Origin of the sequence: Mucilaginibacter terrae (genome assembly GCF_031951985.1) — a bacterium.
GTDB classification, from domain to species: Bacteria; Bacteroidota; Bacteroidia; order Sphingobacteriales; family Sphingobacteriaceae; genus Mucilaginibacter; species Mucilaginibacter terrae_A.
In genome coordinates, this window is the sequence record NZ_JAVLVU010000001.1 from 5,174,258 (window position 1) to 5,198,912 (window position 24,655).

General features: G+C 44.8%; 22 protein-coding genes, 1 tRNA gene and 1 pseudogene. 8 read left to right on the forward strand and 16 right to left on the reverse strand.

The features are described 5' to 3' along the window. Window positions 1-3 precede the first annotated feature (3 nt). The 7 genes from QE417_RS22185 to QE417_RS22215 all read left to right on the forward strand — a co-directional run bounded on the left by QE417_RS22185 (window position 4) and on the right by QE417_RS22215 (window position 9,488). A complete protein-coding gene (locus QE417_RS22185) occupies window positions 4-1,338 on the forward strand; it encodes an MBL fold metallo-hydrolase (RefSeq protein ID WP_311953905.1) in 1,335 nt (444 codons plus the stop codon). Window positions 1,339-1,588: 250 nt separating this feature from the next. Then, a complete protein-coding gene (locus QE417_RS22190) occupies window positions 1,589-1,918 on the forward strand; it encodes a hypothetical protein (RefSeq protein ID WP_311953906.1) in 330 nt (109 codons plus the stop codon). Between the two features lie 94 nt (window positions 1,919-2,012). Beyond that, the gene (locus QE417_RS22195) at window positions 2,013-3,404 is read left to right on the forward strand and encodes a TolC family protein (RefSeq protein ID WP_311953907.1); all 1,392 of its coding nucleotides are present in this window, start codon (window positions 2,013-2,015) and stop codon (window positions 3,402-3,404) included. Between the two features lie 7 nt (window positions 3,405-3,411). Then, a complete protein-coding gene (locus QE417_RS22200; protein WP_311953908.1) occupies window positions 3,412-6,654 on the forward strand; it encodes an efflux RND transporter permease subunit in 3,243 nt (1,080 codons plus the stop codon). A 7-nt stretch (window positions 6,655-6,661) separates the two neighbouring features. Next, window positions 6,662-7,744 carry an efflux RND transporter periplasmic adaptor subunit gene (locus QE417_RS22205; protein ID WP_311953910.1) on the forward strand — a complete coding sequence of 361 codons (1,083 nt, stop codon included), beginning with the start codon at window positions 6,662-6,664 and terminating at the stop codon, window positions 7,742-7,744. Between the two features lie 8 nt (window positions 7,745-7,752). Next, window positions 7,753-8,181: a MarR family winged helix-turn-helix transcriptional regulator gene (locus tag QE417_RS22210; protein WP_311953912.1), complete on the forward strand. Its 429-nt coding sequence runs from the start codon at window positions 7,753-7,755 to the stop codon at window positions 8,179-8,181. A gap of 161 nt (window positions 8,182-8,342) precedes the next feature. Continuing rightward, the gene (locus QE417_RS22215; protein ID WP_311948188.1) at window positions 8,343-9,488 is read left to right on the forward strand and encodes an IS481 family transposase; all 1,146 of its coding nucleotides are present in this window, start codon (window positions 8,343-8,345) and stop codon (window positions 9,486-9,488) included. A 13-nt stretch (window positions 9,489-9,501) separates the two neighbouring features. Here the strand turns inward: QE417_RS22215 and QE417_RS22220 are convergent, their stop codons facing one another. The 10 genes and pseudogenes from QE417_RS22220 to QE417_RS22265 form a co-directional block, all read right to left on the reverse strand. Next, the gene (locus QE417_RS22220) at window positions 9,502-10,464 is read right to left on the reverse strand and encodes an ISAon1 family transposase (RefSeq protein ID WP_311953915.1); all 963 of its coding nucleotides are present in this window, start codon (window positions 10,462-10,464) and stop codon (window positions 9,502-9,504) included. Continuing rightward, window positions 10,457-10,813, reverse strand: a pseudogene (locus QE417_RS23750) (ISAon1 family transposase N-terminal region protein). Before QE417_RS23750 ends, QE417_RS22220 begins: the two are co-directional and overlap by 8 nt. Window positions 10,814-10,982: 169 nt before the next feature. After that, a tRNA-Ser gene (locus QE417_RS22230) sits at window positions 10,983-11,067 on the reverse strand. A 104-nt stretch (window positions 11,068-11,171) separates the two neighbouring features. After that, window positions 11,172-12,149: a YihY/virulence factor BrkB family protein gene (locus QE417_RS22235; RefSeq protein WP_311953920.1), complete on the reverse strand. Its 978-nt coding sequence runs from the start codon at window positions 12,147-12,149 to the stop codon at window positions 11,172-11,174. A 10-nt stretch (window positions 12,150-12,159) separates the two neighbouring features. After that, complete coding sequence (locus QE417_RS22240) at window positions 12,160-12,567, reverse strand: acyl-CoA thioesterase (RefSeq protein ID WP_311953922.1); 408 nt, start codon at window positions 12,565-12,567, stop codon at window positions 12,160-12,162. Continuing rightward, a complete protein-coding gene (gene mltG / locus QE417_RS22245; RefSeq protein WP_311953925.1) occupies window positions 12,567-13,622 on the reverse strand; it encodes an endolytic transglycosylase MltG in 1,056 nt (351 codons plus the stop codon). Before mltG ends, QE417_RS22240 begins: the two co-directional genes overlap by 1 nt. A 20-nt stretch (window positions 13,623-13,642) precedes the next feature. Continuing rightward, on the reverse strand, window positions 13,643-13,981 hold the full coding sequence (locus QE417_RS22250; RefSeq protein ID WP_311953927.1) for a rhodanese-like domain-containing protein: 339 nt from the start codon (window positions 13,979-13,981) through the stop codon (window positions 13,643-13,645). Continuing rightward, on the reverse strand, window positions 13,938-14,753 hold the full coding sequence (locus tag QE417_RS22255) for a PASTA domain-containing protein (RefSeq protein WP_311953929.1): 816 nt from the start codon (window positions 14,751-14,753) through the stop codon (window positions 13,938-13,940). Before QE417_RS22255 ends, QE417_RS22250 begins: the two co-directional genes overlap by 44 nt. Before the next feature lie 178 nt (window positions 14,754-14,931). Then, window positions 14,932-15,849: a methionyl-tRNA formyltransferase gene (gene fmt, locus QE417_RS22260; protein ID WP_311953931.1), complete on the reverse strand. Its 918-nt coding sequence runs from the start codon at window positions 15,847-15,849 to the stop codon at window positions 14,932-14,934. Between the two features lie 113 nt (window positions 15,850-15,962). Continuing rightward, on the reverse strand, window positions 15,963-17,216 hold the full coding sequence (locus tag QE417_RS22265; protein WP_311953934.1) for an exo-beta-N-acetylmuramidase NamZ family protein: 1,254 nt from the start codon (window positions 17,214-17,216) through the stop codon (window positions 15,963-15,965). 99 nt (window positions 17,217-17,315) lie between these two features. Here QE417_RS22265 and QE417_RS22270 point away from each other — a divergent pair, with 99 nt between their 5' ends. Next, window positions 17,316-18,536, forward strand: coding sequence for an ABC transporter permease (locus tag QE417_RS22270; protein WP_311953936.1), 1,221 nt, complete (start codon window positions 17,316-17,318; stop codon window positions 18,534-18,536). A 2-nt stretch (window positions 18,537-18,538) separates the two neighbouring features. On the opposite strand, the gene QE417_RS22275 is transcribed toward QE417_RS22270, so the two are convergent. The 6 genes from QE417_RS22275 to QE417_RS22300 form a co-directional block, all read right to left on the reverse strand. Further along, complete coding sequence (locus tag QE417_RS22275; protein ID WP_311953938.1) at window positions 18,539-20,044, reverse strand: hypothetical protein; 1,506 nt, start codon at window positions 20,042-20,044, stop codon at window positions 18,539-18,541. Beyond that, on the reverse strand, window positions 20,041-20,592 hold the full coding sequence (locus tag QE417_RS22280; protein WP_311953941.1) for an RNA polymerase sigma factor: 552 nt from the start codon (window positions 20,590-20,592) through the stop codon (window positions 20,041-20,043). The genes QE417_RS22275 and QE417_RS22280 overlap by 4 nt, the downstream gene beginning before the upstream one ends. A gap of 36 nt (window positions 20,593-20,628) precedes the next feature. Beyond that, the gene (locus QE417_RS22285) at window positions 20,629-21,066 is read right to left on the reverse strand and encodes a hypothetical protein (RefSeq protein ID WP_311953943.1); all 438 of its coding nucleotides are present in this window, start codon (window positions 21,064-21,066) and stop codon (window positions 20,629-20,631) included. A gap of 69 nt (window positions 21,067-21,135) precedes the next feature. Beyond that, the gene (gene mazG / locus QE417_RS22290; RefSeq protein WP_311953945.1) at window positions 21,136-21,939 is read right to left on the reverse strand and encodes a nucleoside triphosphate pyrophosphohydrolase; all 804 of its coding nucleotides are present in this window, start codon (window positions 21,937-21,939) and stop codon (window positions 21,136-21,138) included. Window positions 21,940-22,344: 405 nt separating this feature from the next. Next, window positions 22,345-23,019, reverse strand: a complete 675-nt coding sequence (gene mnmD, locus QE417_RS22295; RefSeq protein WP_311953947.1) for a tRNA (5-methylaminomethyl-2-thiouridine)(34)-methyltransferase MnmD — start codon at window positions 23,017-23,019, stop codon at window positions 22,345-22,347. 135 nt (window positions 23,020-23,154) lie between these two features. Continuing rightward, complete coding sequence (locus QE417_RS22300) at window positions 23,155-24,516, reverse strand: MBL fold metallo-hydrolase (RefSeq protein WP_311953949.1); 1,362 nt, start codon at window positions 24,514-24,516, stop codon at window positions 23,155-23,157. Window positions 24,517-24,655 lie beyond the last annotated feature (139 nt).

Here is a 24,655-nt window from a genome sequence, read left to right on the forward strand (position 1 = left end):
CAAATGAAGATCGAACAATTTGAAGATAAAGAGTTATCACATTACTCTTATGCCATATTAAGCGAAACCACAGGTGAAGTGATTTTGGTCGACCCTTCCAGGGATGTTGCACCTTATTTAGCTTTTGCCGAACAACACCATGCAACCATCATTGGGGTAATTGAAACACACCCACATGCTGATTTTGTAAGCGGGCATTTAGAATTACATCACCTTACCGGTGCAACCATTTATTGCTCGGCTTTGGTGGGTGCCAAATATCCGCACCAGCCTTTTGACGAGGGTAACGCGATCTGTTTTGGTGATGTTAAGCTTAAGTGTTTAAACACGCCGGGACATTCGCCCGATAGTATCAGTATTGTTTTAGAGCAGGATGGTGATGATAAAGCGGTATTTACCGGCGATACCTTGTTTATCGGCGATTGCGGCAGACCTGATCTAAGGGAAACAGCAGGTAATGTAAGAGCGAAGCGGGAAGAACTGGCGGTACTGATGTACCGTTCTTTACGAAAAAAACTATTGGTATTAAACGATAACGTGGTGGTTTACCCTGCGCATGGCGCAGGTACACTCTGCGGAAAAGCATTAAGCAAAGCCAATTGTAGTACCATAGGAGCAGAAAAGACAGGTAATTGGTCATTAATGCAGATGACGGAAGGTGAATTTGTAGCAGAATTGTTGAAAGACCAACCTTTCATCCCCAAATACTTTCCTTATGATGTGGAGGTCAATAAACAAGGTGCAGGAAGTTTAGCTGCATCGCTTGCTGCTGTTAACAGGCTAACAGACGTTAAATTAGACAATGGTATCATGATCATAGATACCCGTGCAGAGGCTATCTTCAACACGGGGCATTTGCATGGTTCTATCAACCTGCAGGCCGCAGGTAAGTTTGAAACCTGGTTGGGTAGTATCATTGCACCCGGGGAAGCGTATTATTTGGTTTCTGACAGTAATAGTGACCTCGAAAAAATCTTATTACGCTGTGCTAAGATCGGTTATGAAAGTGCTGTGAAGGGAGCCTTTGTGTTGCAGGGAGGAGAACAATTGACACCAGACCTGGACCTGCGGCAATTTAAAGCAAAACCTGAAATTTATACGATTATAGATGTCAGGAACGAAAGTGAAGTTAAGGAAGGTAAGGTGTTTAATAATGCAATAAATATCCCATTACCGGAACTCCGAGAAAGAGTAGGAGAGATACCTATTAATAAACCAATTGTTGTTCATTGTGCGGGTGGGTATCGCAGTGCCGCGGGATATGGTATAATTAACAACACCTATCGATCTATGACAACAATATATAATTTAGGTAAATCAATTACTGAGTTTGTTTAATTGCAGAGGCAATGTAAGAAAGTCATTTTTACGATGGTTACGCTATGTATTATATTGTTGGGGTTTCAAGTTATCTGAGTTTTGATTTTCGGGTTCAATAAAACGAGGCTTGTTGAAGAAAGAGTATTTGCAATAATTTTGTTACCTACCCGCATCTACACAAAACTTTCTCACCTTTAAGCGTTAAATACCTTAACAAGTTATCGTGCACCAATTAAAAACATATAAACTTATCCTATCAATAGCCGCAATGTTATTTCTTGCCAAGCCGTTCCTGGGGTTTAGTGTGTATGGGCAGTTGCAGGATAATGCGAAGGAAAATACACTTTTGGTCAAGGTGTTCGCTAAGCGTAAACCGGAATTTATGGAAGAAGCGATCACCCGGTCTGCGGTATTCCAGGCCATGCTGAAAGAAAAAGCAGATAAGTTTGTTTTTACTTTTGCCGCAATACTTTTAAGTCTTTTTCCATTACTATCTATTGCTGAGAAAACTATCCCTGGCCGGTATAACTACCGTAGAAAACAAGATATAACGGCCATAGATCCCATCTATTTGCTTACCTGCAGGCTGGCTATTTGATGTATTAAGATCGTCCGTTCCCGCGGACTAAGATCCTAATAAGTGCAGCTACCCGCTGTGCTTTTCTATTCACATCATTTAAGTATTTATTACAATGCTACGTTTTAAACATAGCTGGTGCCTGGCTTTGTTGCTATTGGCATCCGTTTCGTTATATGCACAGGTTCCCGAAAAGAGCATATCCCTTAAACAACTGCTGGATCAGGTGGCTCATAATGCACCAACGCTGCTCACCGATTCATCGGCCATATTAATTAAAGAGGCGCAAGCACGCGAAACCGGTTATAACTGGCTGCCAAACCTCAAACTGAACTACCAGGCCGACCTTGGTACTAACAATAACGTAGGCGGCGGTTACTTTGGCTTTGGCATGGTGCCTACCAATAACAGGGGAGTGCGCGATGAGAGTAATTCTACTGCTGTACTGTCCAACCTGGGTATTGCCGCCTTTGATATGGAGATCTATAATTTTGGAGCTTATAAAGCGCAAAATAAAGTGGCCAGTGCCGATGTTACGGTGCAGCAAAACCAGTTCAACACATCCAAATACAACCTTCAGGCCTACACTATTGACAATTACCTGCAACTACTAAGGCTGCAAGAGTATATAGAGATCCAGGCGCGCAACATCCAGCGTAACCAGGAGATCAGACGTTCCATACAGGCTTTGGCTAAAAGCGGCATACGTGCCGGTGTTGACACCAGTATTGCCGAGGCTGAACTATCCAAATCAAGGCTGAACTATATCGAGTTAAAGAACCAGGCCAAACAATTGCAACTTAAGTTGTCGGCCATCAGTGGAATGCCTTACCAGGCAATCGTGCCTGATACCACTGCCGAAACCAAACTGTTCGCACAGTCGGCTGAGAGTCGTTTGTTTTATGCCGATACGCTTAACCATCCGGTCATTAAGTATTACGAATCCCTGTACGACAACAGCCTGCAGCGTGAAGACCTCGTTAAAAAAAGTTATAACCCTAAAGTGTCTTTTCAGGCGGCAGCCTGGGGCCGTGCCGCCAGTTTAGATGCCAACAATGGCTACACCAGTTTGAATAATGGTTGGGGTTTTCAGCGTGGGAACTATTTGGTAGGCGTTGGGATAACGTATAACCTGTTCGATCTGAAAAGAAAAAACCTCAAGCTCACTACACAAAAGATCAATTCGCAGTATACGCTTACCAAGCTAAACGAGCAAAAGGTGCTCCTGGCTGCCAGTGCAACGAAGGCCGATGCCAATGTAGTAACCGCTATGGAGCGACTTGAGGAAATACCCAAGCAACTTAAGGCGGCCACCGCCGCTTACCGGCAAAAGTTCTCGCTATACAAAAGCGGGTTGACCGATATCATCGAGTTAAATGCAGCCTTAAATCTTTTATATCGTGCCGAGATAGATTATATATCGGCTAAGTACAGCTATACCCAGGCACTGTTCCAAAAGGCAGTAACCGAAAACCAGGTGAACACAGTTATTAACCTATTAAACTAAACAAATTATGTCAATGGTTACTTCTGCACTGAAAAGGCCGGTTACAACAGTTATTGTGACCATCAGCCTTTTGCTATTCTCAGTGCTTAGCGCTATCAAGATCCCAATAGATATATTTCCGCAATTGAACATGCCCACCATGTATGTGATCGAATCATATGGTGGTATGTCGCCCCAGCAAATGGAGGGTTTCTTTTCCACCCGTTTGCAGGATCAGTTTCTGTATGTGAATGGTATCAAGTCTATCACCAGTAAAAATATACAAGGCTTAACCCTGCTTAAGCTCAGCTTTTATGAAGGTACCGATATGGGCGAGGCCTCGGCACAGGTGGCCTTACAAGTGAACCGTGCTATGAAATTTTTTCCGCCTGGGGCCTTACCGCCGCAGGTACTCCGTTTCGATGCCTCGTCACTGCCGGTCGGGCAGTTGGTGCTGTCTTCTAAAACACGCAGCTTAAAAGATATTTATGATCTGGCTACCACCCGCGTACGGCCTATGTTCTCGTCGGTTGCCGGTTTATCGGCCCCGCCGCCTTTTGGTGCCAATTCCCGTTCCGTGATCATCAATGTTGATCCTAATAAAATGCGGAGCTATAGCTTAACGCCGGATGAAGTGGTTGGCGCTTTGTCTAAATACAACGTCATGTCGCCATCGGGTAACCTGCGTATGGACAATACCATGTACGTAACCACCATGAACTCCCTGATCAGCAAGGTGGAAGATTTTGGCAATATCCCGGTCATCAGCAAGAACGGTAACCCGGTATTTGTCAAAGATATTGCACGCGTATCTGACGGTGCCGACGTGACCGTGAGTTACGCGCTAATTAACGGCAAACGGTCAGTGTATATCCCTGCGGTTAAAACGGCCGATGCCTCTACCTGGGCAGTGGTGCAAGCCTTAAAAAGTAAACTGCCCGATATTCAAAGCTTATTACCTGATGATGTAAAGGTATCGTATGAATTTGACCAGTCGGTATTCGTGATCAACGCGGTAGAAAGCTTGTTGACCGAGGGCGGCCTTGGCGCATTACTCACCGGATTAATGGTATTACTTTTCCTGCGCGACTGGCGTAGCAGTTTGATCGTGGTGATCACCATCCCGGTATCGATCATCATTGGCGTGATGCTGTTAGGCTTCTTTGGGCAGACCATCAACATCATGACCCTGAGCGGACTGGCACTGGCTATCGGTATTTTGGTCGATCAGGCTACGGTGACCATTGAGAATATTCACCAGCATTTGGAAATGGGCAAATCTAAAAAGCTGGCTATATACGATGCCTGTGAAGAAATTTCCTTCCCATTGCTGCTCATATTGCTTTGTATATTGGCGGTATTCGCACCGTCTTTCCTCATGACCGGCGTGCCTAAAGCCATGTTCCTGCCGCTGTCGCTGTCGATCGGGTTGACCATGATCGTTTCTTACATCATTGCCCAAACCCTGGTGCCTATCTTAAGCAACTGGATGATCAATGCCGAACAATACCAGCATGGACATCATGGGCAGATTCATGCTCACGCCGGAGAAGCATTAGATAAGCAGGAAGAACAACAGGTACGCAGCCATTTAAAAGCTGAGCAGGAAGAGCCTGAACAGAACGACCTATTCGAGCGGGTTAAACTGCGCTATATGACCATCATCCAAAAATGGATGCCCAATAAAAAGCTTATCGTGCCGGTTTACCTCGTTTTGGTGTTAGCATTAGCTTTAGGCGGTTTCCTGCTTATTGGTAAGGATATGATGCCTAAACTAAACAATGGCCAGTTCCAGATCCGGATCAAAGAACCGGATGGTACGCGTTTGGAACGGACCGAAACCAAGCTGAAACAGGTTTTGCAAATTGTGGATAGTACCTCCAACCACCATGTGGCGATCAGTTCGGGTTATGTAGGATTGATACCAAGTAGCTATGGTGTAAGTAACCTGTATGTATTCAATACCGGTACTCATGAGGCAATACTACAGGTGAATTTGGATGCTGATTACCATGTGAACATGGATGATTTTAAGGAAGCTTTGCGCAAGAACATAGCCTATGCTATCCCCGAACTCCGGGTAACTTTTGAACCCATCGATATGACAGAAAAGATCATGAGCCAGGGTGCCGCTACACCGATCGAGGTAACTGTTGCCGGGAAAGATATGGCGCAGATAGAGGCTTACTGCAACAAACTGGTGAACAAGCTGAAACAAGTTTATTACCTGCGCGATGTGCAGATCAACCAGCCCCTCAAGTTCCCGGTGGTAAAGATCACTTTGGACCGGATGAAACTGGCACAGATGGGTTTGAATGTGAGCGAGATCTCCCGGTCTGTAACGGCCAGTACCTCGTCCAGCCGGTTCTCCGAAAAGAACCAGTGGTTGGACGAAAAGGCATCTAACACCTACCAGGTACAGGTGCAGATACCCGAATATGTGATGAATAATATGGACGAGATACGGGAGATACCTTTGGTGAAAGGGCAAAGCAGCCCAGTTTTAGGTGATGTGGCTGAGTTCAAAACGGTTTATGTGCCTGGCGAATATGACCGCATGGGGCCAAGGCGCTACCTGACCGTGAGTGCAAATATCCATCAAAAAGATCTTGGTTCGGCTACAGATGCCGTGCAGGCCGCGGTGAAGTCGTTAGGCACACCGCCAAAAGGTATCGTTACCCAGGTGCAGGGTATGTCGAGTTTGTTGACCGATACTTTATCCAGCCTGCAAAACGGATTGCTGTTCGCTATTCTCGTAATCTTTCTGTTATTGGCGGCTAACTATCAATCGGTAAAACTATCGTTAACGGTATTGTCTACCGTGCCGGCTGTGGTGTTAGGTTCCATCGGTGCTTTACTGCTAACCGGCTCAACCTTGAATCTGCAAAGTTATATGGGCATGATCATGTCGGTCGGTGTATCGGTAGCTAATGCTATCCTGATCGTGACCAATGCCGAGAAGTTGCGATTAGAATACCAGGATGCCACTAAAGCATCGGTTACAAGTGCGTCCATTCGCTTGCGTCCAATCTTAATGACCAGTTTAGCCATGATCGCAGGTATGATCCCCATGGCATCGGGTATGGGTGAGGCCGGCGAGCAATCAGCTCCATTAGGTCGTGCTGTTATTGGTGGCCTGTTTGCCTCTACCATTGCTGCGCTGTTCATCCTGCCACTGGTATTTGCCTGGGTACAGAATAAAACGACCTATGATTCGCCTTCCTTAATGCCTGAAAAGTCAACCGAAGACCTCATCTTAAATCAACAATAACATTATTATGAAACACCATTTGATCTTTACCGCAGTATTAGCTGCTACTTTATATAGTTGCTCAGGACCGCAAAAACCGGTTGATATGACCGATGAAAAAAAGAAAACCGAAAGTAAGTTTGAGATCGGCACCGTGTCGGAAAAAGCCATGTCAAGTTATGTACGACTGCCCGGCCAACTCAAGCCGTTCAACGAAGTGAACATCTTTGCCAAGATCAATAGCTTTGTAAAAACGATCAATGTAGACCGTGGCACGCTGGTACATAAAGGGCAGTTGCTGGCCGTATTGGAAGCGCCCGAAATGGCCTCGCAGGTACAGTCGGCCCAGGCCCGTTTTTTGCAAGCACAGGAATCGGCCAATGCCAGCCGCGAGAAATACCGGAGACTGAAAGAAGCTGCAAAAGAGGAGGGAGCGGTATCGCCGCTGGACCTGGACAATGCCCTATCTAAAATGAAAGCCGATCAGGCGGTGGTGATGTCAGAAAGATCGAACGCGGCATCGGTAAGCGACATTCAGGCATATTTGAATATCCGTGCACCATTCGATGGGATGATCGTACAACGTAATGTATCGGCTGGTGCACTGGTAGGGCCGGGTAAATCTACCGACCAGCCTATGCTGGTACTGCAAGACACCCGTAAGCTTCGCCTGGAAGTGATGATCCCTGAAACGTATGTAGAAAAGGTCGATCTTAAACAAAAAGTAAGTTTTGTTTTCAATGCGCTTCCAGGTCAGGAAAACAAGGCCTACATTAGCCGGTCGGCCAATGCCCTGGGTACCCAGCGTTCAGAGGCCATAGAGGTGGATGTCAATAACAAAGACCAGCGTTTAAAACCGGGCATGTATGGCGAGGTGAAGATCCCGCTCGTTTTTGGCGCAAAATCATTACTGGTACCTAATAATGCTATTGTAAGATCCACCGAGCGCCAGTATGTGATCAAGGTGGTCAATGGTAAGGCCGTGTATGCAGATGTTAAAGAGGGCATTGCCGGCGATGAGTCGACCGAGGTTTTCGGAAACCTGAAAGCAGGAGATCGCATTGTGCTGCATGCCGGTGATGAGCTGAAAGAAGGGGAGAGCATTAAATAAAAAGATCCATGGAATTTGCAGGTGATATTGTACTCCAGTTGATGGTTACTTACCGGTCATTAAATGGGCAAATGACTGAGCTGCTCGAAGCCTCCGATATTGCACAACACTATCAATTATTGGTGGTGTTGTGCAGGATCGGTGGGGCTGCCACGCAAACTGAATTGATCAGGTACTTGAAAATGAATGAGTCGACCGTAAGGGCATCGATATTGGTGTTGGAACAAAAGGGATACGTTACCAAAGTAAAAAGCAATCGCGACCAACGAAGTCATATCATTCAGGTTACCACATTAGCTAAGAATTTACTGGGAAATATTGAAAGTATTTTGGGCAATGTTGACAGCGTTGCCTTTCGGGGCTTAGACCAAGCGCAATTGTTTCAGTTTTGGTATGCGCTGATCAAGATTAATCAAAACTTGAGCAATTTTGTATAAATTGGATATTTCAGGAAGCTTGACCAGCCTGTTCCGTACGCTATGGAGCACCTAATTGTGTAAGCCATAAAAAATGACAATTGATGATCAATAAATTTGAGATAGTCACAATTTAATCTGACAGTTACAATAATTTAAAACACGTAACAGAGATTAGTATTATGACAACCCAAGCAAAGATCATCAAAAACAAGATGGGCATATTGGAGCTTGCCCAGCATTTAGGAAACGTATCACAGGCCTGTAAAGTGATGGGCTACTCACGTGATAGCTTCTACAGGTTCAAGGAACTTTATGACCAGGGCGGCGAACTTGCCCTTCAGGAAATCAGCAGACGGAAGCCGATCTTAAAGAACCGTGTAGAAGAGCATGTAGAGCAAGCTGTTGTTGCAATGGCCATAGATCAACCGGCTTTAGGCCAGTTAAGGGTGTCCAATGAGCTTAAAAAGCAAGGCATATTAATATCTCCCGGGGGAGTAAGAAGTATCTGGTTGCGCCACGATCTGCAAACCTTTAAGCTTCGTTTAAAGGCATTAGAAGCCAAATCGGCACAGGAAGGATTGGTGTTAACCGAAGCACAGGTAGTTGCTTTAGAAAAGGCTAAAGAAGAAAAGAAAGCACATGGTGAAATAGAAACACACCATCCCGGCTATCTGGGTGCACAGGACACTTACTATGTCGGCAACATCAAAGGTGTTGGCCATATTTACCAGCAAACATTTATTGATACTTATGCTAAAGTGGCCTTTACTAAACTATATGACAGAAAGAATGCACTGGTAGCAGCAGAGATGCTCAATGATAAAGTGGTGCCGTTTTACGAGCAACATGACCTGCGTTTATTACGGATACTTACCGACACAGGGACAGAATATTGCGGCTCAAGAGAGCAGCATGAGTTCCAGTTATACCTGGCCATTGAAGATATAGACCATACTAAAACAAAAGCTAAAAGTCCACAAACCAATGGGATCTGCGAGCGGTTTCACCGCACTATTCAGGATGAGTTCTATGCTATTGCTTTCCGAAAAAAGATCTATCGTAGCATTGCTGAATTGCAGGCAGATCTGGATAGGTGGATGACTGGTTACAATAATGAGCGGACACATAGTGGAAAATACTGCTTTGGCAAAACACCAATGCAAACATTTACTGATAGCATTCCGATGGCACAGGAAAAGTTATTGGAGAGACTCGCCGAAGACCAGATTCTTCAGAGCCCCCACAAAAAGCGCTCAGAAGAATCTGAGTCGATGCCGTTAGACGAGAAAAAGCTATATTCACAAATCACATCTGACAACTTATAAAACCACCTAACTGTCAGATCAAGTAGTGGCTATTACATCTAACGCCTCTTGAAGTGGCCCTGAAAGCTTTGATCTTGGCGTTGAATGATTCGGCCGATGCGTTTGTGCTGCGGTTATCAAAGAAGTTCAGGATAGATTCATAATGAGTTTGAACTGATCTGGCCACGGTTTTAAAAGCATCAATACCCGCGCTTTCTACATCATTATACCAGATCGCTAACCGCTTAAATGCCTGCTGCTTGTTCTTGCAGATGGTAAAGACCTGTCCTAAGCGGATGGATAGGTTGTACGCTTTATATAACTCCGGGTAGCGGGGAAAGACCAGGTCTGCCCTTTGTTTTTGTGATGCTGTCCATTTGGATGGATGTTTGAATAACAGGTAGCGGCTACGTGCCAGTAATTGCTTCAACGTATCACCATTGGTGAATACTTCCGGCTGATAGCTTTGTTTGTTCTTTTTAGCAGCTTCTACCGCTTGGTTTTCCTGCTCCAGCGCTTCCCAGCGGTATTTGATACTTGCCTCCTGCACGGCATCATAAGCCAGTTTCTGCACATGGAAACGGTCGATCACCCGGCTGGCATTACTAAAGCACCGGCGGATGGCTTTGATCATGTTTGAGGCCATGTCCATTGTTACCTCCTTTACCTGGTTACGCTTACGGGCAGGGATACGTTCCAATACCGCCGCGATCTGTTCGGCCTGTGTGCCTTTGAGCATCGCTACGATAGCCCGTTTACCGCCTTTGGCTTCCTTATTAGTGATGATGGTATACAGCTCGCCATTGCTTAATGCTGTTTCATCTATACTCAGCGAGGGGCCTATATTATCTTCGAACAGCATCCATTCATCTGCATGATCTTTCTGCTCCCAGCCGTGAAAGTCGCTCAGGTGATCTTTGTATTGCTGTTGTAACTGTTTACCATCAACGGAATACAAACGGCCTAATAAATGGTAACTGATGGGGTTATTATCCAAATATACCTTTTAAAAAAGTGCCGAATTCTGTTGTCATTCGTGCTCCTTTTCTTGCTAAATCCCAGTCTCTTGTGATAACTTCACCGCTTGCTTTTACTTCCCATCTGCGTCTTTTAATACAAAGTGCTACCTAATGTCCACGAATTGGAAAATCCTGGATAGCCGTTTCGGGTAAGAACCCTTTTGATTCCAGTTGCGATTTTTCATACCCCAAAGGCGGCACGTTCTTTTCTTCCAAATGGATATTCAATTGCCCAGTCTCGGACGAGCGGACATCGGTAAGTTCAAAGTATTCTAAGATGCCTTCAGGTAAGATCAGGCGGACAAGGGTTTCGTATGCTGCGGACAAGTCTGTAAATATTTATTGTCACACAAAAAAATAAACTTTTTTATTCCACCACAAGTTTTTTGCTTGATCCCAAGTTTTTTGCTTGATCCAGTTTTGGTAGGTATTGAAAACAAAAAAGCCCTTTAATCTTACAATTAAAGGGCTTTTCACACTTTTAAAATGTTTTTAGCGGAGAGTTAGGGATTCGAACCCCAGGACCTGTTACAGTCAACAGTTTTCAAGACTGCCGCAATCGACCACTCTGCCAACTCTCCGGGGACAAAAGTACAAATCCGGAGCGAATTGGCAAATTGAAAATGCAATATTTTGCTGTTTTTGTACGTTTTGTAGTTAACCCTTTTATTATCAATTCAATAATTTATTGTAACTGCCTGTTTTTAGGGCCGCGGAACGTGTTTTGGCGCGGTTTTACGATCTTGATGCTGCGTTTGGAGAGGTCGACAGAGGCATTTAATTCAAACCCGATCAAAATAATCAGGGAATTTATGTACAGCCATATCATCATTACAATGAGGGTGCCTATAGAACCGTACACCTTATTGTAGGATGAAAAGTTGTTGATGTAGTATGAAAAGCCTACCGATGTTAGCACGGCAAGGGCAGTAGCCAGTATTGAGCCAGGGCTGAAGAACCGCCACCTGCGTTTATGTGCAGGACCGTATTTATACAGGATAGACACTACGGTAAAAAATATCATCACTACAATAAGCCATCGGCTTAATGATAACAGCCATAACCATAAATGCGCTGCTTTAAACAGATGCGATTTTAAGAAGTTAATAAGCGCTTGCCCGGCTATGAGTACGGCAATGGCAAATAACAACGAGAAGCTGATAATTACCGTCAAATAAACAGATACCAGCCTGCGTTTTATCAAACTCCTGGTTTCATGTATCAATGATGATTTATTAAACGATTGCATGAGCTTGTACACCCCGTTTGAGGCAAAGTACAAGGCCGTTACAAAACCTATGGATAACAACTTGCCGTTTTGGTTTTTAATAATATCAGTTAGGGTGCTTTTAAAAGCCTCAAAGGCATTGCTGGGTAATATAACTGCAATAAGCTCAAATAAGGTTTGCTGAAAGTGCTTAATTGGCACAAACGGTATTAGCGTAAACAGGAAGATAGTAGCCGGAAAAAAGGCCAGCATAAAGCTGTATGCCAAAGAAGATGCTTTGTTTACTAATGAACTTTTTTTTAATTCGCCAATAAAAAAAACGGCCACAGTATACAGTGGCAACGGACGAAATCCAGGCAGTATAACCGATTTTGTCCATTCTATAAAAGCGCTGTAAATACTTGTTTTAAGAAGTAACCTGTGCAACCAGTCCATTTAACCAAAGCTACTCAAAAAACGGCTTGAGTTTATCTAAAAATTCCTGTTGGGGCAGGCAGGGGCGGTTGGTTTGCATGTTTACAAACACCAGCAGGGTTTCGCCCACGTGTATATGTTCTTCTTTTTCGTTGTATAAATCGTACCTGAAATGAATTTTAACGCCGGGCATCTTGTCCATTGTTACCTTAATGCTAATCTCTTCGTCGTAACGGGCAGGTTTCATGTAGCGGCACTTCATTTCAAGCACCGGCATCATAATGCCGTTTTCTTCCATCCAGGCATAGGTAAGGCCAAGGCTGCGCAGCATTTCTACGCGGCCTACCTCATAAAACTCGGCATAGTTGCCGTAGTACATATAACCCATCTGGTCGGTTTCGCCGTAGCGTACGCGTACTTTGGTAGTGTAAGTGAACATTAGCGCTTAATACCTCTTTCGTCTAAAGCTTTCTGAAAACGGCGCGCATTGGCCAAATGCTCGGCAACGGTTGTGGCAAAATTATGGTAACCCGAAAAATCTTCTTTAGCGCACATGTAAATATAATTATGCTCCTTAGGGCTAAGTACAGCCTTAACGGCGTTAACCGATGGCATCATGATTGGGCCTGGAGGCAAACCCGTAACACGGTATGTATTATAAGGCGATGGGGTAGAAAGATATTTTCTTAAAACCCGTTTAATAGTAAAATCACCGGTTGCATATATAACAGTTGGGTCGGCTTCTAATTTAATGCCGCGTTTGAGGCGGTTTAAGTACAGGCCGGCTATCATGGGCATCTCATCATCATGCAATGCTTCGGCATCAACTATGGAAGCTAAAATTGATACCTGGATAGGAGTGAGGTTAAGCGCGGCTGCCTGTTGTTTACGGTTAGCTGTCCAAAACTTTTCATACTCCTTGTGCATTTTTTCAAAAAACTGGCCTGCAGAGGTGTTCCAATACATTTGGTAGGTATTGGGCATAAACATGGTGTACACGTTATCGGTCGTAAACCCGTACTGCTCCACAAATTTGGTCGAATCGAGTAACCCAAGTAAGGCTACCGAATCGGCCTCAATTTGCTTGGCAATATGCCCTGCAAACTGTGCTTTTAAGCGCCAGCTTTTAAATTTCAGGTCAACCGGCTCTTGTGTGCCCGATGCCAGCATGTTAATGAGCTTGCGGTTGCTGGTGCCCTCTTTTAAACGGTAGCGGCCCGGTTTTACACGATCAACGTAGTGCATGTTGTGTGCTGCCCATAAAAAAGTAGTGGTATCTTTAACAATGCCTTGCTCGCGTATGGTTTGGTAAACCTCGTTAAAGCCTGCTCCGGTACGTATGTAAAGATATTCCTGCTTATCGGTTACATTGGGGCCAAACCAGCGCAGGTAGTACATTACGCCGGTTATACCTAATGCCAGTATTATAATTGCCACCAGGGCAATAATGAATTTTTTGAATGTACCGCCTGATGATGATTGTTCGGTAGACATATTTTTATTTAATGTAGATGTTAACTTTTTAAACGCTGTATGGCGGTTAACCCGCCGGTAAGGTTACGGGTATGGGTATAACCGTTTTGTTGTAAAATTGATTGCGCCGTGCGGCTCCTGATACCGGCTTTACAAATGAGTATGATCTCATCTGCCGGGTCCCATTCCAAATCTTCTAACCGGTTTAGTAAGTGCCCAACGGGTATGTTTAAACCGCCTATGTTATGGGTATAAAACTCTATCGGTTCGCGTACATCCAAAATGTGCAGCGCTTCGCTGTTATCAAGCCTTTCGAGTAGTTCGATGGCTTTAATGTCAGGGTTGTTGCTGTTCGGGCTGTTGCTGAGGTTGTGGCTCATTGGTTGATTTGCCTTGAGTAACGGTTAAATTTACACGGGTGCCGATGCTGGTTTTGGCCGTAGAATCGGTGCGCATAGGGAACTGACGAACAACCACAAGGTTGGTCGAATCGGTAATTGAACCTTCGTAAGTAATGTTACCTATGCTCAAACCGGCACCACGAATGGCAAAACGGGCAGCATCCAAATCCTGGTTAAGCAGGTCAGGTATATCCACTTCGTTAGCGCCCGCGCCATCGCCCAATACCAGATCAACAACCGAACCTTTGGGTAATTTTTGACCGGTTTTTATCACCTGACCACCAAAGCGTACTTCAAGTACACGGTCGCGGGCAATATCGGAGCGGTAGGTAGTATCGCCTACTTTTAAGCCGGTGTTTGATAGTATGGCCACTGCCTCGCGATAGGTACTTTGCTCTAAATCGGGCAAATTAACAGGCGGGGCCTGGGTGGTTACCATGGTTAAATAAATGGTACGGTTTTCTTTTACCTTGGTACCGGCATCGGGGTCTTGTTCTAAAATTGTGCCCGGCGGCTGATCCTGCACGTAAACCGAATCAATTTTGTATTGAAAGCCCTGCTCTTCGAGCATTGCAGTGGCACGCTCAACGGTAAGGCCTTTTAATTGAGGAACCGGAATGCCATCGCCATGACGGGTGTAATAACCTAAACTGAGGTAAGCAATAAATATAACAGCCACCACTGTACCAATGGCACCTAAAATATGGAATCGGAAATCTTTAGTTTTTAAGTAAGTCCAGAAATTTCTCATCTGTGGCTGTAAAAGTAATTGCTTAAATAAATGCTATCAAACATAACTTATTATTTCGGGATTTTAAATTCCCGAGGTTAAGCCTAAAATAGCAGGTGCAAAGGTAGGAAAAAAGTCGCCCCACCCAAACCCTCTCCGCCTTAGGCGGAAAGATTTTTATAGTCATTCTTCAACCATATTACAATTTCACGCCGCGCAAAAACTCTTCAATGCCCATGCGTTTTTTGCCTTCTAATTGTGCCTCGGTTACGCTGATGTAGCCATGGGTACAGGCAAATTTCAGGTAGGTTTTATTATCTGTTAGGTATTTGCCCGGTTCAACCTCAGGTGCAGATGATTCTTTTGCAATCTTGTATATCTTAAATGTTTTACCGTTTAGCTCGGTAAAGGCAGCCGGGTAGGGGCTTAAGCCGCGTATCATGTTATAAACTTTATCAACCGGTTGGTTCCAGTTTATACGGCAGTCTTCTTTAAAAATTTTAGGGGCATGTTTCAGTTCCTGGCCATCGGTCAGCTGGTCTTGAGGCTGCTCGGTGTACCGGCCGCTTTCAATAGCTTTTACCGTTTTTACCAACAGTCCGGCACCTTTGATCATAAGGCGGTCGTGATACTCGCCTGCAGTTACATCATCGTCGATGGTTATTTTTTCTTTAAACAGAATGGCCCCGGTATCGATCTCTTGCTTAATAAAAAAGGTAGTAGCCCCACTTTCGGGTTCGCCGTTAATAATAGCCCAGTTTATTGGGGCAGCACCCCGGTATTGGGGCAGCAGCGAAGCATGCAGGTTAATGGTTCCTTTTGGTGGCATACTCCAAACCACTTCGGGCAACATACGGAAAGCCACAACTACCTGCAGATCGGCTTTGAGGTTTTGGAGTTGGAGTAAAAATTCTGGGTCGCGCAGTTTTTCGGGCTGTAAAACCCTTAAACCCTGCGATACCGCATACTGCTTAACGGCCGATTCGCTCAATTTTTGCCCCCGGCCTGCAGGCTTATCGGGCGCGGTAACTACGCCCACTATATTGCAACCAGCCTCTAACAACGCCTGTAATGATGCCACGGCAAAATCGGGCGTGCCCATGAATATTATTCTCATTTATATTTCTATCGATATAACGTCATTGCGAGGTACGAAGCAATCTCTGCTCAGGCATAACGGCCATACATAGTTCAGAGATTGCTTCCTACCTCGCAATGACACGGTGTGTATTAATTGTACAATAAATACTTGTTCCTAACTTCTTTAAACTTGCTCAAGCCCGGCTGCCAGCTTTGGCGTATCTGGGCTTCGGTTTGGCCTACTTCTATTTGCTTTTGTAGCTGGGTTGAACCGGCCAGTTTGGTAAAGTAGGCGTTAAAAAACTTTGTTTTGTCGGGAAAGTTTTGATAAAACGAAAGTAGCCATTCGAGATCAAGTTTGGCGCTTTTGCGTATCAGGCCAGTATCATAATTACGGTAATCGGTGCCAAAACATTCCACATTCTTTTGCGGCGGATTATCGCTCATGCCTGGTATGCTTTTAGGCGTAAACGAAAATGAGTATTTGCCCTTCAGCGCCGGATGCCCAACCACCTGAAAAGGGAACATGGTACCTCGGCCAAGACTTAAGGTTGTTCCCTCAAAAAAGCATATACCAGGGTATAACAGTATAGACTGTGCCGAATTAAGGTTAGGTGACGGGCTGATAGGCAATACATAAGGCAGGTTATGATTGTAGTTAGCTACCTTAATAACTTTAAGCTTGCACTTTACCTTGTTTTTAAGCCAGCCCTCGCCGTTTATCATCTGGGCATATTCGGCAATGGTCATGCCGTGTACCACAGGGATGGGATGCATACCCACGAATGATTTGTAAGCCGTATCCAACACAGGGCCATCTACATAAAAGCCGTTAGGGTTAGGGCGGTCGAGCACCATCAGCTCAATATTGTTTTCGGCGCAGGCCTCCATAATGTAATGCAGGGTTGATATGTAGGTGTAAAAGCGTGCGCCTACATCCTGAATATCAAAAATCATCAGGTCGATGCCTTTTAGATCGGCCGGGGTAGGTTTGGTTTTATTGCCGTATAGTGATATTACAGGTATGCCTGTTTTACTATCCACTGCGTTGTTTACCGTAGCACCATCGCTGGCATCGCCCCTGAAACCATGCTCGGGCCCATATATTTTTTTTATGGCAATCCCGCGCTTCACCAGGCTATCAACCAAGGGTATTTTGTTTTTGCCGATGATGGATGTAGGATTAACTACCATGCCTATGTTGCGGCCTTTTAAATAGCTGATGTATAGCTCAGTTTGATCGGCAGCTGAAATGATTTGTGCATTAATTTGAACTTGCTGAGCTTGCTGCACCACCTCCGTAGCCTTTGCCTGTGCGGTTGCCTGATTGGTGTTTTTTGTAGTGCCACACGACGCCGTTAAGTTTAACAGCAGGCAGCCAATACTAAAGCCAATGTTTTTCATGTAGGTAAAGTAAATGTATTACAGGTAATGATGCAATGCTGATGCCAACATTCGGCACGAAATCTGCATATTTGCGAAAGTACAAAAAAACTGTTTGCCTTGAATTTTTCATCATTTATTGCTCAGCGGCTTACTTTTCAAAGCAAGCGCACATTTTCAAAGCTGATTGTGCGTATTGCCATTGTGGGCATAATGCTCGGTTTAGGCGTAATGATACTTTCAATAGCTATTGTAAAAGGCTTTAAACGGGAGATACAAGACAAGGTGCGGGGCTTTGCCGGCGATATACAGATCACCAAGTTCGATAATAACTTTTCGTACGAGAATTCACCCTTTATGGTTGATACCGGCTTTGTTCGTAAGGTTCAGGCCAGTCCGCTGGTTAAAGAAATTATGCCCTACGCCACTAAGCCAGGCATTATAAAAGCCAACGGCGAAATTGAAGGCGTGGTATTAAAAGGGGTGGATAAGAGCTACGACTGGGGCATTTTTAAAAGCACCCTCGTAGGCGGAAAGGTAATTGACTTTGCCGATTCGGCCGCATCGCAAAACCAGGTTATGCTATCCAGCCGTATTGCAAACCGGCTAAAGCTTAAGGTGGGCGATGATTTGCTGATGTACTTTATTCAGGAACCTATGCGCAAGCGTAAGCTCAATATTGTGGGCGTATACAGCGTTGGGGTAGAGGATGTAGACAAAACCTTTGTAATTGGCAACCTGGCACTAATACAACGCCTGAACGGATGGACGCACCGCGAAGCCGGTGGTTTTGAAATTCAGATAAAAGATTTTGACAATTTAACACAGGCCAGCAACGAGGTGAACACCGTACTGCCCACTTACCTGCGTTTGTACACCATAAACGAAACCTACCCGGCAATATTTGAGTGGCTTAGCCTGCTTGATGTAAATACACAGGTAATGCTTGTACTCATGATCATTGTAGCTACCATCAACATGATTTCGGCCCTGCTGATCATGATATTGGAGCGCACAGCCATGATCGGTATGTTTAAAGCATTAGGCGCAACTAACTGGAGCATACAATCGGTATTTTTATATAATGCCGCATATTTAATTGGCGTAGGTCTGTTGCTGGGTAATACCTTTGGCTTAGGTATAAGCTGGTTTCAGCAAAAAACACATTTTTTCAAGCTCGACCAGGCATCTTACTACATGAACTTTGTACCTATCGAGCTCACGGTTTTTGATGTGGTTGTACTCAATGTAGGCACATTGGTTATTTGTTTGGTGGTGTTGTTATTGCCATCAATGCTGGTAAGCCGTATACAGCCTGTTAAAGCAATCCGCTTTAAGTAAGCTTACTTTTTACTCCCCTGAAATTTAAACTGGAGGTTTAACCCGCCCGAACCAAAACGTATTTGCTGCGACCCCAAACCTCCTAACGGATATTTAAAGAATGGCTCGATAACCAGTCGGTTATGCTTAGTGATCTGGTAACCTACACCCATGCTCAGGTTTAGTGTACGGGCAAAGTTAAAGCCGGTAAAACTTTTGCTGGCCGATGCATCAGGCACGCTGGCCGCTGATGTAGTTATAGCACCGGGGATGTTATTGGTAAAGCGGTAATTAAAATTCTCGCTGATGAACGTGCCCGAACTTACGCCGGCCGATATGTAGGCATCCGTTTTTTGCGGACTAAACTCATACTTGATGTTAACAGGCACATCTAACCCTGTCAAACTAACATTATAGCCCGATACCGATGGCGTTGCAGCTACTTTTAACGAATTAAAGCCCAATTGGGTGGTTGGAGACGCAGGTAATACTTCAACCCGCGCATTATTACTGGCCGCTATGGCATCGCTTTGTATACTGGCCGTTACCGGTTGATTTTCATAGCTTAACGTGTTTCTGCCTATGGCAATACCAGTGGAAAGTTTGATGTTCTTAGTCAACCTGATATCGGTACTAAAACCAGCACCTGTATTCATTTGCGTTTTGCTGCCCTCAGCATAGTTAAAGTAAGTAGCGGCATAAACGCCGTACAGTATCTTCTTATCGGCATCTAACTTATTCTCAGTTTTATCTTTTTTAGCATTGATGTTCTCTTTGTTTTGCTCCTTAGCCAGCAAAGCCGCCATGCGTGATTGCGCCACATTAGCTGAGGCCGAATCTTTTTGAACGGCTATAACGCTTTTTGGCTGTTGACTCGCAACCGTTTTTTGCTGCGCTAAAATATTTTGTTGAGCTATGTTGCTATTGCTATCGGCACTAATTAAAACAGGTGTTACCCCACTTGCATTTTTGCTGTTATTGTTTGCCGGTGATAGGGCAGAAACAGCCGGGTTTGCTGGATTGACATTTGTATTAGCCAGTAAATTATTATTAACTGGAGTATTGGAAGCCGGATAGTAAGGCGTTGCAGCAACCTGATCCTGTTTTTTATATGTGTTGAGGGTGCCTGCAAATTGCTCAATCGGTGCTGGTGTTATGGTATTTGCTGCATCGCCGGGCTTAACATTATTAGTTTGATTATTGCTGTTGGTTGATGCAGCAGATGATTCACCATTGCCTTGAAGCGGGGAGTTTTGACGGCTATTAGGCTGCGTGTTTTTAATAACAGGCTTAACAGCAACCTGCTCCGTTTTTTGAGGCTGATTTGCAAACCATAAGCCAAATGCCGCTAATATTAAAAGCACGGCGGCGGCACTCATCCACCACATTGGTATGATACGGTTCTTCTTCTTCTCCGGAAATTTTTGGCGCAGCAGCAACCAGCCCTCGTTGGCGGGAGCGGTGTCTTCGTAATTATCAAACACCTCGCTTATGCGTTTCCTCAATTCATTATCCAACTGTTCACTCATGGCGTATGTGCTTCTGTGGTTAATGCTTTTCTTAATTTCTCTTTGGCACGGCTCAAATACACTCTTGACGAGCTCGAGGGTATATTCAGCATTTCGGCAATTTCATCATGGTTGTAACCATCAATTTCATACAGGTTAAATATGGTACGCTGTATAGCGGGTAAATCATCCATTAACTTTAGTATATCTTTTGCATTAAGCTGGTTTACAGCTGTATAATTATCACCAATATGATTAGCGTATTCCATATCGGTATGCAATTGGTATTTAAGGTCTTTACGGCGGCGGTCAATCGATGTGTTGATAATAATGCGGCGCATCCACGCTTTAAACGAGCGCTCAATATTATACGTTTGTATGGTATTGAATACTTTAATAAACGAGTCGTTCACCACTTCCAACGCATCGTCCCGGCTGTCGCAATAACGCAAACCTACACCCATAGCATAGCCATAGAACTGCTTGTAAAGCTGTTCCTGGTATTTTAATGAGCCTGATTTACAGCGCTGAATCAGTTCCTGTTCGGCGCTGCTGGGGTTATCGTGCATTCAGGAGGTAGGCGTTTTTTATTACAGGTGTTTTGGTTATTGCTTTTTAAGTATATAAATATATCTCAGGGTGTCGTTGTAAGCTTCCATCCTTAAATCGGTGCCGTTAATAGCATAAGCGTACGACCCATTTAAATGAAACGGCGGAGAATTAAGGTTTGCTCCGCTGTTGGCTGTGGCCGTACTGTCTGACCACACGGCCATGGCCGTTGTAAAACCGTATATACCGCGGCTGGGGGCATGTATGCCTTCAGGGTCGGTAACATTGTACTTATTACCATTTAAAACCAATTGAATATTAGTTTTAACCGAATCGCGGGCATTAGTTAAGTTATTTTTATGCTCTCGTATAAACTGTCCTTTAAACGTTCCCTGCGGTGCTGTTACGGGCGAATCATTACTTCCCGGGTCTTTTAAACAACTGCTCAAACCCACTATCAGCATTAAAACAGGAAATATATGCTTCTTTATCATAACCAAAACAAGTAGTATGTAAGGGTATACGCATGTAATCAGCTTATTGTAACAGCTGGGATTAAAAAATTATAATTTTTTTGCTTCGTTCCAGTAAATGTCCATTTCGGCCAGGGTCATGTCTTGTAACAGCTTGCCGTTTTCCTGTGCGCGTTTTTCGAGATGCTGGAAGCGTTTAATGAATTTACGATTGGTTTTTTCAAGCGCATCCTCAGGGTTGATGTTAATGAACCTCGCGTAATTGATCAAAGAAAACATCAGGTCGCCAAACTCGCTTTCGGCGCGGTCGTGGTCGATCACGCTGTCGTCCTCGGCATTAAATTCATCCCTGAACTCCTGCATTTCCTCCTCCACCTTTTCCCAAACCTGGCTTTTGTTTTCCCAGTCGAAACCAATACCCCGGGCTTTTTCCTGTATGCGCGATGCTTTGACCAGCGCAGGCAAGGAGGCAGGTACACCACCCAGTACCGATTTGTTACCTTCCTGCAGTTTTATCTTTTCCCAGTTGCGCTTTACGTCGGCCTCATCATTAACCTCTGTATCGCTGTAAATGTGCGGGTGCCGGTTAATCAGTTTATCGCATATGCTGTTCAGTACATCGGTAATGTTAAAGGCGTTGGTTTCGGATGCAATACGGGCGTAAAAAACGAGGTGCAACATCACATCGCCCAGCTCTTTTTTAATTTCGTTTAAGTCATTACCCAAAATAGCGTCAGATAGTTCGTAGGTTTCTTCGATGGTAAGATGGCGTAAACTTTCGAGGGTTTGCTTTTTATCCCACGGACAGTTTTCGCGCAAATCATCCATGATATGGAGCAGGCGTGTAAATGCGGTATCGGGTTTATGAGCGGTAGCAGGGGGGATTAGAGCCATATTAAATGTTTTTTACAAAAATACGCATTGCATATTTAAGGCAAACTGTTTTTAGCAGAGCTTGTGGTAATTCAAGAATCAAAAAAAATATGCAGGCTTTTGGTAAAAGGATAGGGGTATTGCAGATGTACATACCCCGTAAAAGCATACTTTAAATGAGTAGCTCCTGACGGAGCACATGGGGGTACTTACTTATTGCTACAAATAGGTAGCCCCGATGGGCAATGTCATTCAGTTAAGGATAGATAGTTTCTATTTATGCAAGATATGATATCAGTAAAGTGGTCTGTGAGGACACAGACCACGGCGGGTTAGCCGACGCCTGTGTCCTCACAGGCGTCTTCTTTCTTAACTTAATGACATTGCCCGATGGGACACAGCAACTTGCAAGTGATTTGAAGACTGTTAAAGCGGTTTTGTGGCCCGCAGCATTTCGCGCTTGCCGGGTGCGCCGGGGGCTTTTTCAACCTTTAGCCCCATGCCTTTAAGCATGCGTTTTAAATTGCCGGTAATAGCATAGGTAACAAATACGCCACCGGGGGCTAAGTACTTAACGGTATGCCCAATAGCTTCCTCATTCCACATATGGGGCTGATGAATGGCCGCAAAAGCATCAAAGTAAATTACGTTGAATTGTTGATCGGTAGCGTAGTTGAGCAGTTGGGTGTGCGCTATGTGCAACTCCGTAAAATTATTAAGTTGTACAGGGTTTTGTAAGGCCTCCTGATAATTTTGCTGCAAGCCCGACCATATATGACCGGGCACATATTCATTATAACCCGTTTGTGCGATCATCTCCGGCGAAAGGGGATAAGCCTCAATGCCTGTATAGTTGAGCTTAATTTGCTCCGATGTACAATAATCGGCAGTTAGTAAAAAGTTCAATCCTGTACCAAAGCCTACTTCCAGCACCGATGCTTGTTTTGCATCAGCGGCAGCTAAGAAGTGCTTTAAACCTGTATTTAAAAATACATGCTTGCTCTCTTGCAAAGCCCCGTGTTTGGAGTGATAGTTTTCGCCCACCTCGGCATTATAAATGCTTTTGGAGCCGTCGGCTGTGGTAACGATGGATAGATTCATCTTTTGTAATGAGTGATTTGGTGAATGAGTGGATGAGTGAATTTTTATGACAGCTTGTTATAAAATTGTGTTCATGGTTGATAGTAATAGTTTTTAAAACTCACTCATTCACCAATTCACTCAATCACTCATTGGCTATTTAAATTCCACTATGGCCTCGCCCAAATCAAACACCGGTACATTGGTAATTTGCGCGGCAATAATGCTGCGTGCTGCTGCCGAACGGTATCCGGCGGCACAATGTACCACAATGGGCCTGTCGGTTGGTATTTCGGCTATGCGCTTACGTACCTCGGGTAGTGGGATGGCTAAGGCATCATCAAAAATGAGTCCGGCGTTTATTTCATTCCAGTTGCGGGTTTCTACAACGGTATAGTTTTGCGGGTTGGCTTTAAAGTCGGCTAAATCAAGTTCGGCCGGTTTTTCGGTGGCTTGCACGGGGTTGGTTAGCGCACCTTTTATTTGCAGTTCATAGCCAATTTTAGCGGCACGACTTATAGCCAGTTCCAGCTTTTCGGCGTCTGCAGCTACCAGGTAAAAAGGCTCTTTAGGCTCCACAATAGCACCCAGCCAGGTTTCAAACTTGCCTTGTAATTGTATGTTGATGGCGTTTTTAAGGTGCCCTTTATTAAAATCGACCTTAGGGCGGGTATCAACCACTAACACATCGCTTTGTAGTTGGGCACCGGCAGGTAAGCGCTCAACGCCTTGTAACGATTGCTCATAAGCCGGGGCTCCGTTTTTATTCAGCTCTACATCATACCCAAAATAAGTAGGGGCAAAGGGCTGGTCGGCGGTTAATTCGTTCACAAACTTCAGTTCGTCCATTAATTGCAAGGCATAGTTCTCGCGCAGTTCGCGGCCTATGGTGCTGTGCAAATCGGGGCTCATGTTTTTACCGCATAACGAGCCGGGGCCGTGCGCAGGGTAAACCACCACATCTTCAGGCAAAGTCATGAGTTTGTGGCGGGTGCTTTGGTACATCTGTCTCGCCAGATCTTCTTTTTTGGCAGTAACGTTACCGGCCTCTTCGCGTAGATCGGGGCGGCCAACATCGCCTACAAATAGCGTATCGCCACTAAATAGGGTAGTGCTTTGACCGTTCTCATCCTCAACCAGCACACAGATCGAATCGGGCGAGTGGCCCGGCGTATTCAGGGCTTTCAGTTTAATATCGGCCAGGGTAATTACATCGCCCTCGTCAAACGTTTGGTGCGGATAGGCTGCACCCAGCAGACGGCTCACGTAAATGGTAGCATCGGTGGTTTCATGAATTTCGAGGTGTGAGCTTACAAAATCGGCATGGGGGTGGGTTTCAATTACGCCCACAATATCGGCCTCGTGCAAGGCCGCAAAATCATAATAAGGCTGCGGGTTGCGGGCCGGATCAATCACTACAATTTGGCCGGCACGAAGCACGGCGTAAGAAGCATGGGCAAGGTCGGTATCGTAAAACTGATGTATAAGCATGTGTGGCGCAAAGATAACCTTTTGCAAAAGCAAGGCAAATTGATGCTTGTCACTCTTTTGCCATTATGCTGGCTGCTTTTAAGTAAAATTGCTGCATATCGCAAACACACCACGTGTAATGGCGTTTAATGTGATGTATTTAATTTCCCGGATGCGCAGGCACCCG

Excerpts from the sequence above, each read along its gene's own strand:
- QE417_RS22185 (WP_311953905.1), top strand. The coding sequence starts at position 4 with ATGAAGATCGAACAATTTGAAGATAAAGAGTTATCACATTACTCTTAT.
- QE417_RS22190 (WP_311953906.1), top strand. The coding sequence starts at position 1,589 with ATGTTATTTCTTGCCAAGCCGTTCCTGGGGTTTAGTGTGTATGGGCAG.
- QE417_RS22195 (WP_311953907.1), top strand. The coding sequence starts at position 2,013 with ATGCTACGTTTTAAACATAGCTGGTGCCTGGCTTTGTTGCTATTGGCA.
- QE417_RS22200 (WP_311953908.1), top strand. The coding sequence starts at position 3,412 with ATGTCAATGGTTACTTCTGCACTGAAAAGGCCGGTTACAACAGTTATT.
- QE417_RS22205 (WP_311953910.1), top strand. The coding sequence starts at position 6,662 with ATGAAACACCATTTGATCTTTACCGCAGTATTAGCTGCTACTTTATAT.
- QE417_RS22210 (WP_311953912.1), top strand. The coding sequence starts at position 7,753 with ATGGAATTTGCAGGTGATATTGTACTCCAGTTGATGGTTACTTACCGG.
- QE417_RS22215 (WP_311948188.1), top strand. The coding sequence starts at position 8,343 with ATGACAACCCAAGCAAAGATCATCAAAAACAAGATGGGCATATTGGAG.
- QE417_RS22235 (WP_311953920.1), bottom strand. The coding sequence starts at position 12,149 with ATGGACTGGTTGCACAGGTTACTTCTTAAAACAAGTATTTACAGCGCT.
- QE417_RS22240 (WP_311953922.1), bottom strand. The coding sequence starts at position 12,567 with ATGTTCACTTACACTACCAAAGTACGCGTACGCTACGGCGAAACCGAC.
- mltG (WP_311953925.1), bottom strand. The coding sequence starts at position 13,622 with ATGTCTACCGAACAATCATCATCAGGCGGTACATTCAAAAAATTCATT.
- QE417_RS22250 (WP_311953927.1), bottom strand. The coding sequence starts at position 13,981 with ATGAGCCACAACCTCAGCAACAGCCCGAACAGCAACAACCCTGACATT.
- QE417_RS22255 (WP_311953929.1), bottom strand. The coding sequence starts at position 14,753 with ATGAGAAATTTCTGGACTTACTTAAAAACTAAAGATTTCCGATTCCAT.
- fmt (WP_311953931.1), bottom strand. The coding sequence starts at position 15,849 with ATGAGAATAATATTCATGGGCACGCCCGATTTTGCCGTGGCATCATTA.
- QE417_RS22265 (WP_311953934.1), bottom strand. The coding sequence starts at position 17,216 with ATGAAAAACATTGGCTTTAGTATTGGCTGCCTGCTGTTAAACTTAACG.
- QE417_RS22275 (WP_311953938.1), bottom strand. The coding sequence starts at position 20,044 with ATGAGTGAACAGTTGGATAATGAATTGAGGAAACGCATAAGCGAGGTG.
- QE417_RS22280 (WP_311953941.1), bottom strand. The coding sequence starts at position 20,592 with ATGCACGATAACCCCAGCAGCGCCGAACAGGAACTGATTCAGCGCTGT.
- QE417_RS22285 (WP_311953943.1), bottom strand. The coding sequence starts at position 21,066 with ATGATAAAGAAGCATATATTTCCTGTTTTAATGCTGATAGTGGGTTTG.
- mazG (WP_311953945.1), bottom strand. The coding sequence starts at position 21,939 with ATGGCTCTAATCCCCCCTGCTACCGCTCATAAACCCGATACCGCATTT.
- mnmD (WP_311953947.1), bottom strand. The coding sequence starts at position 23,019 with ATGAATCTATCCATCGTTACCACAGCCGACGGCTCCAAAAGCATTTAT.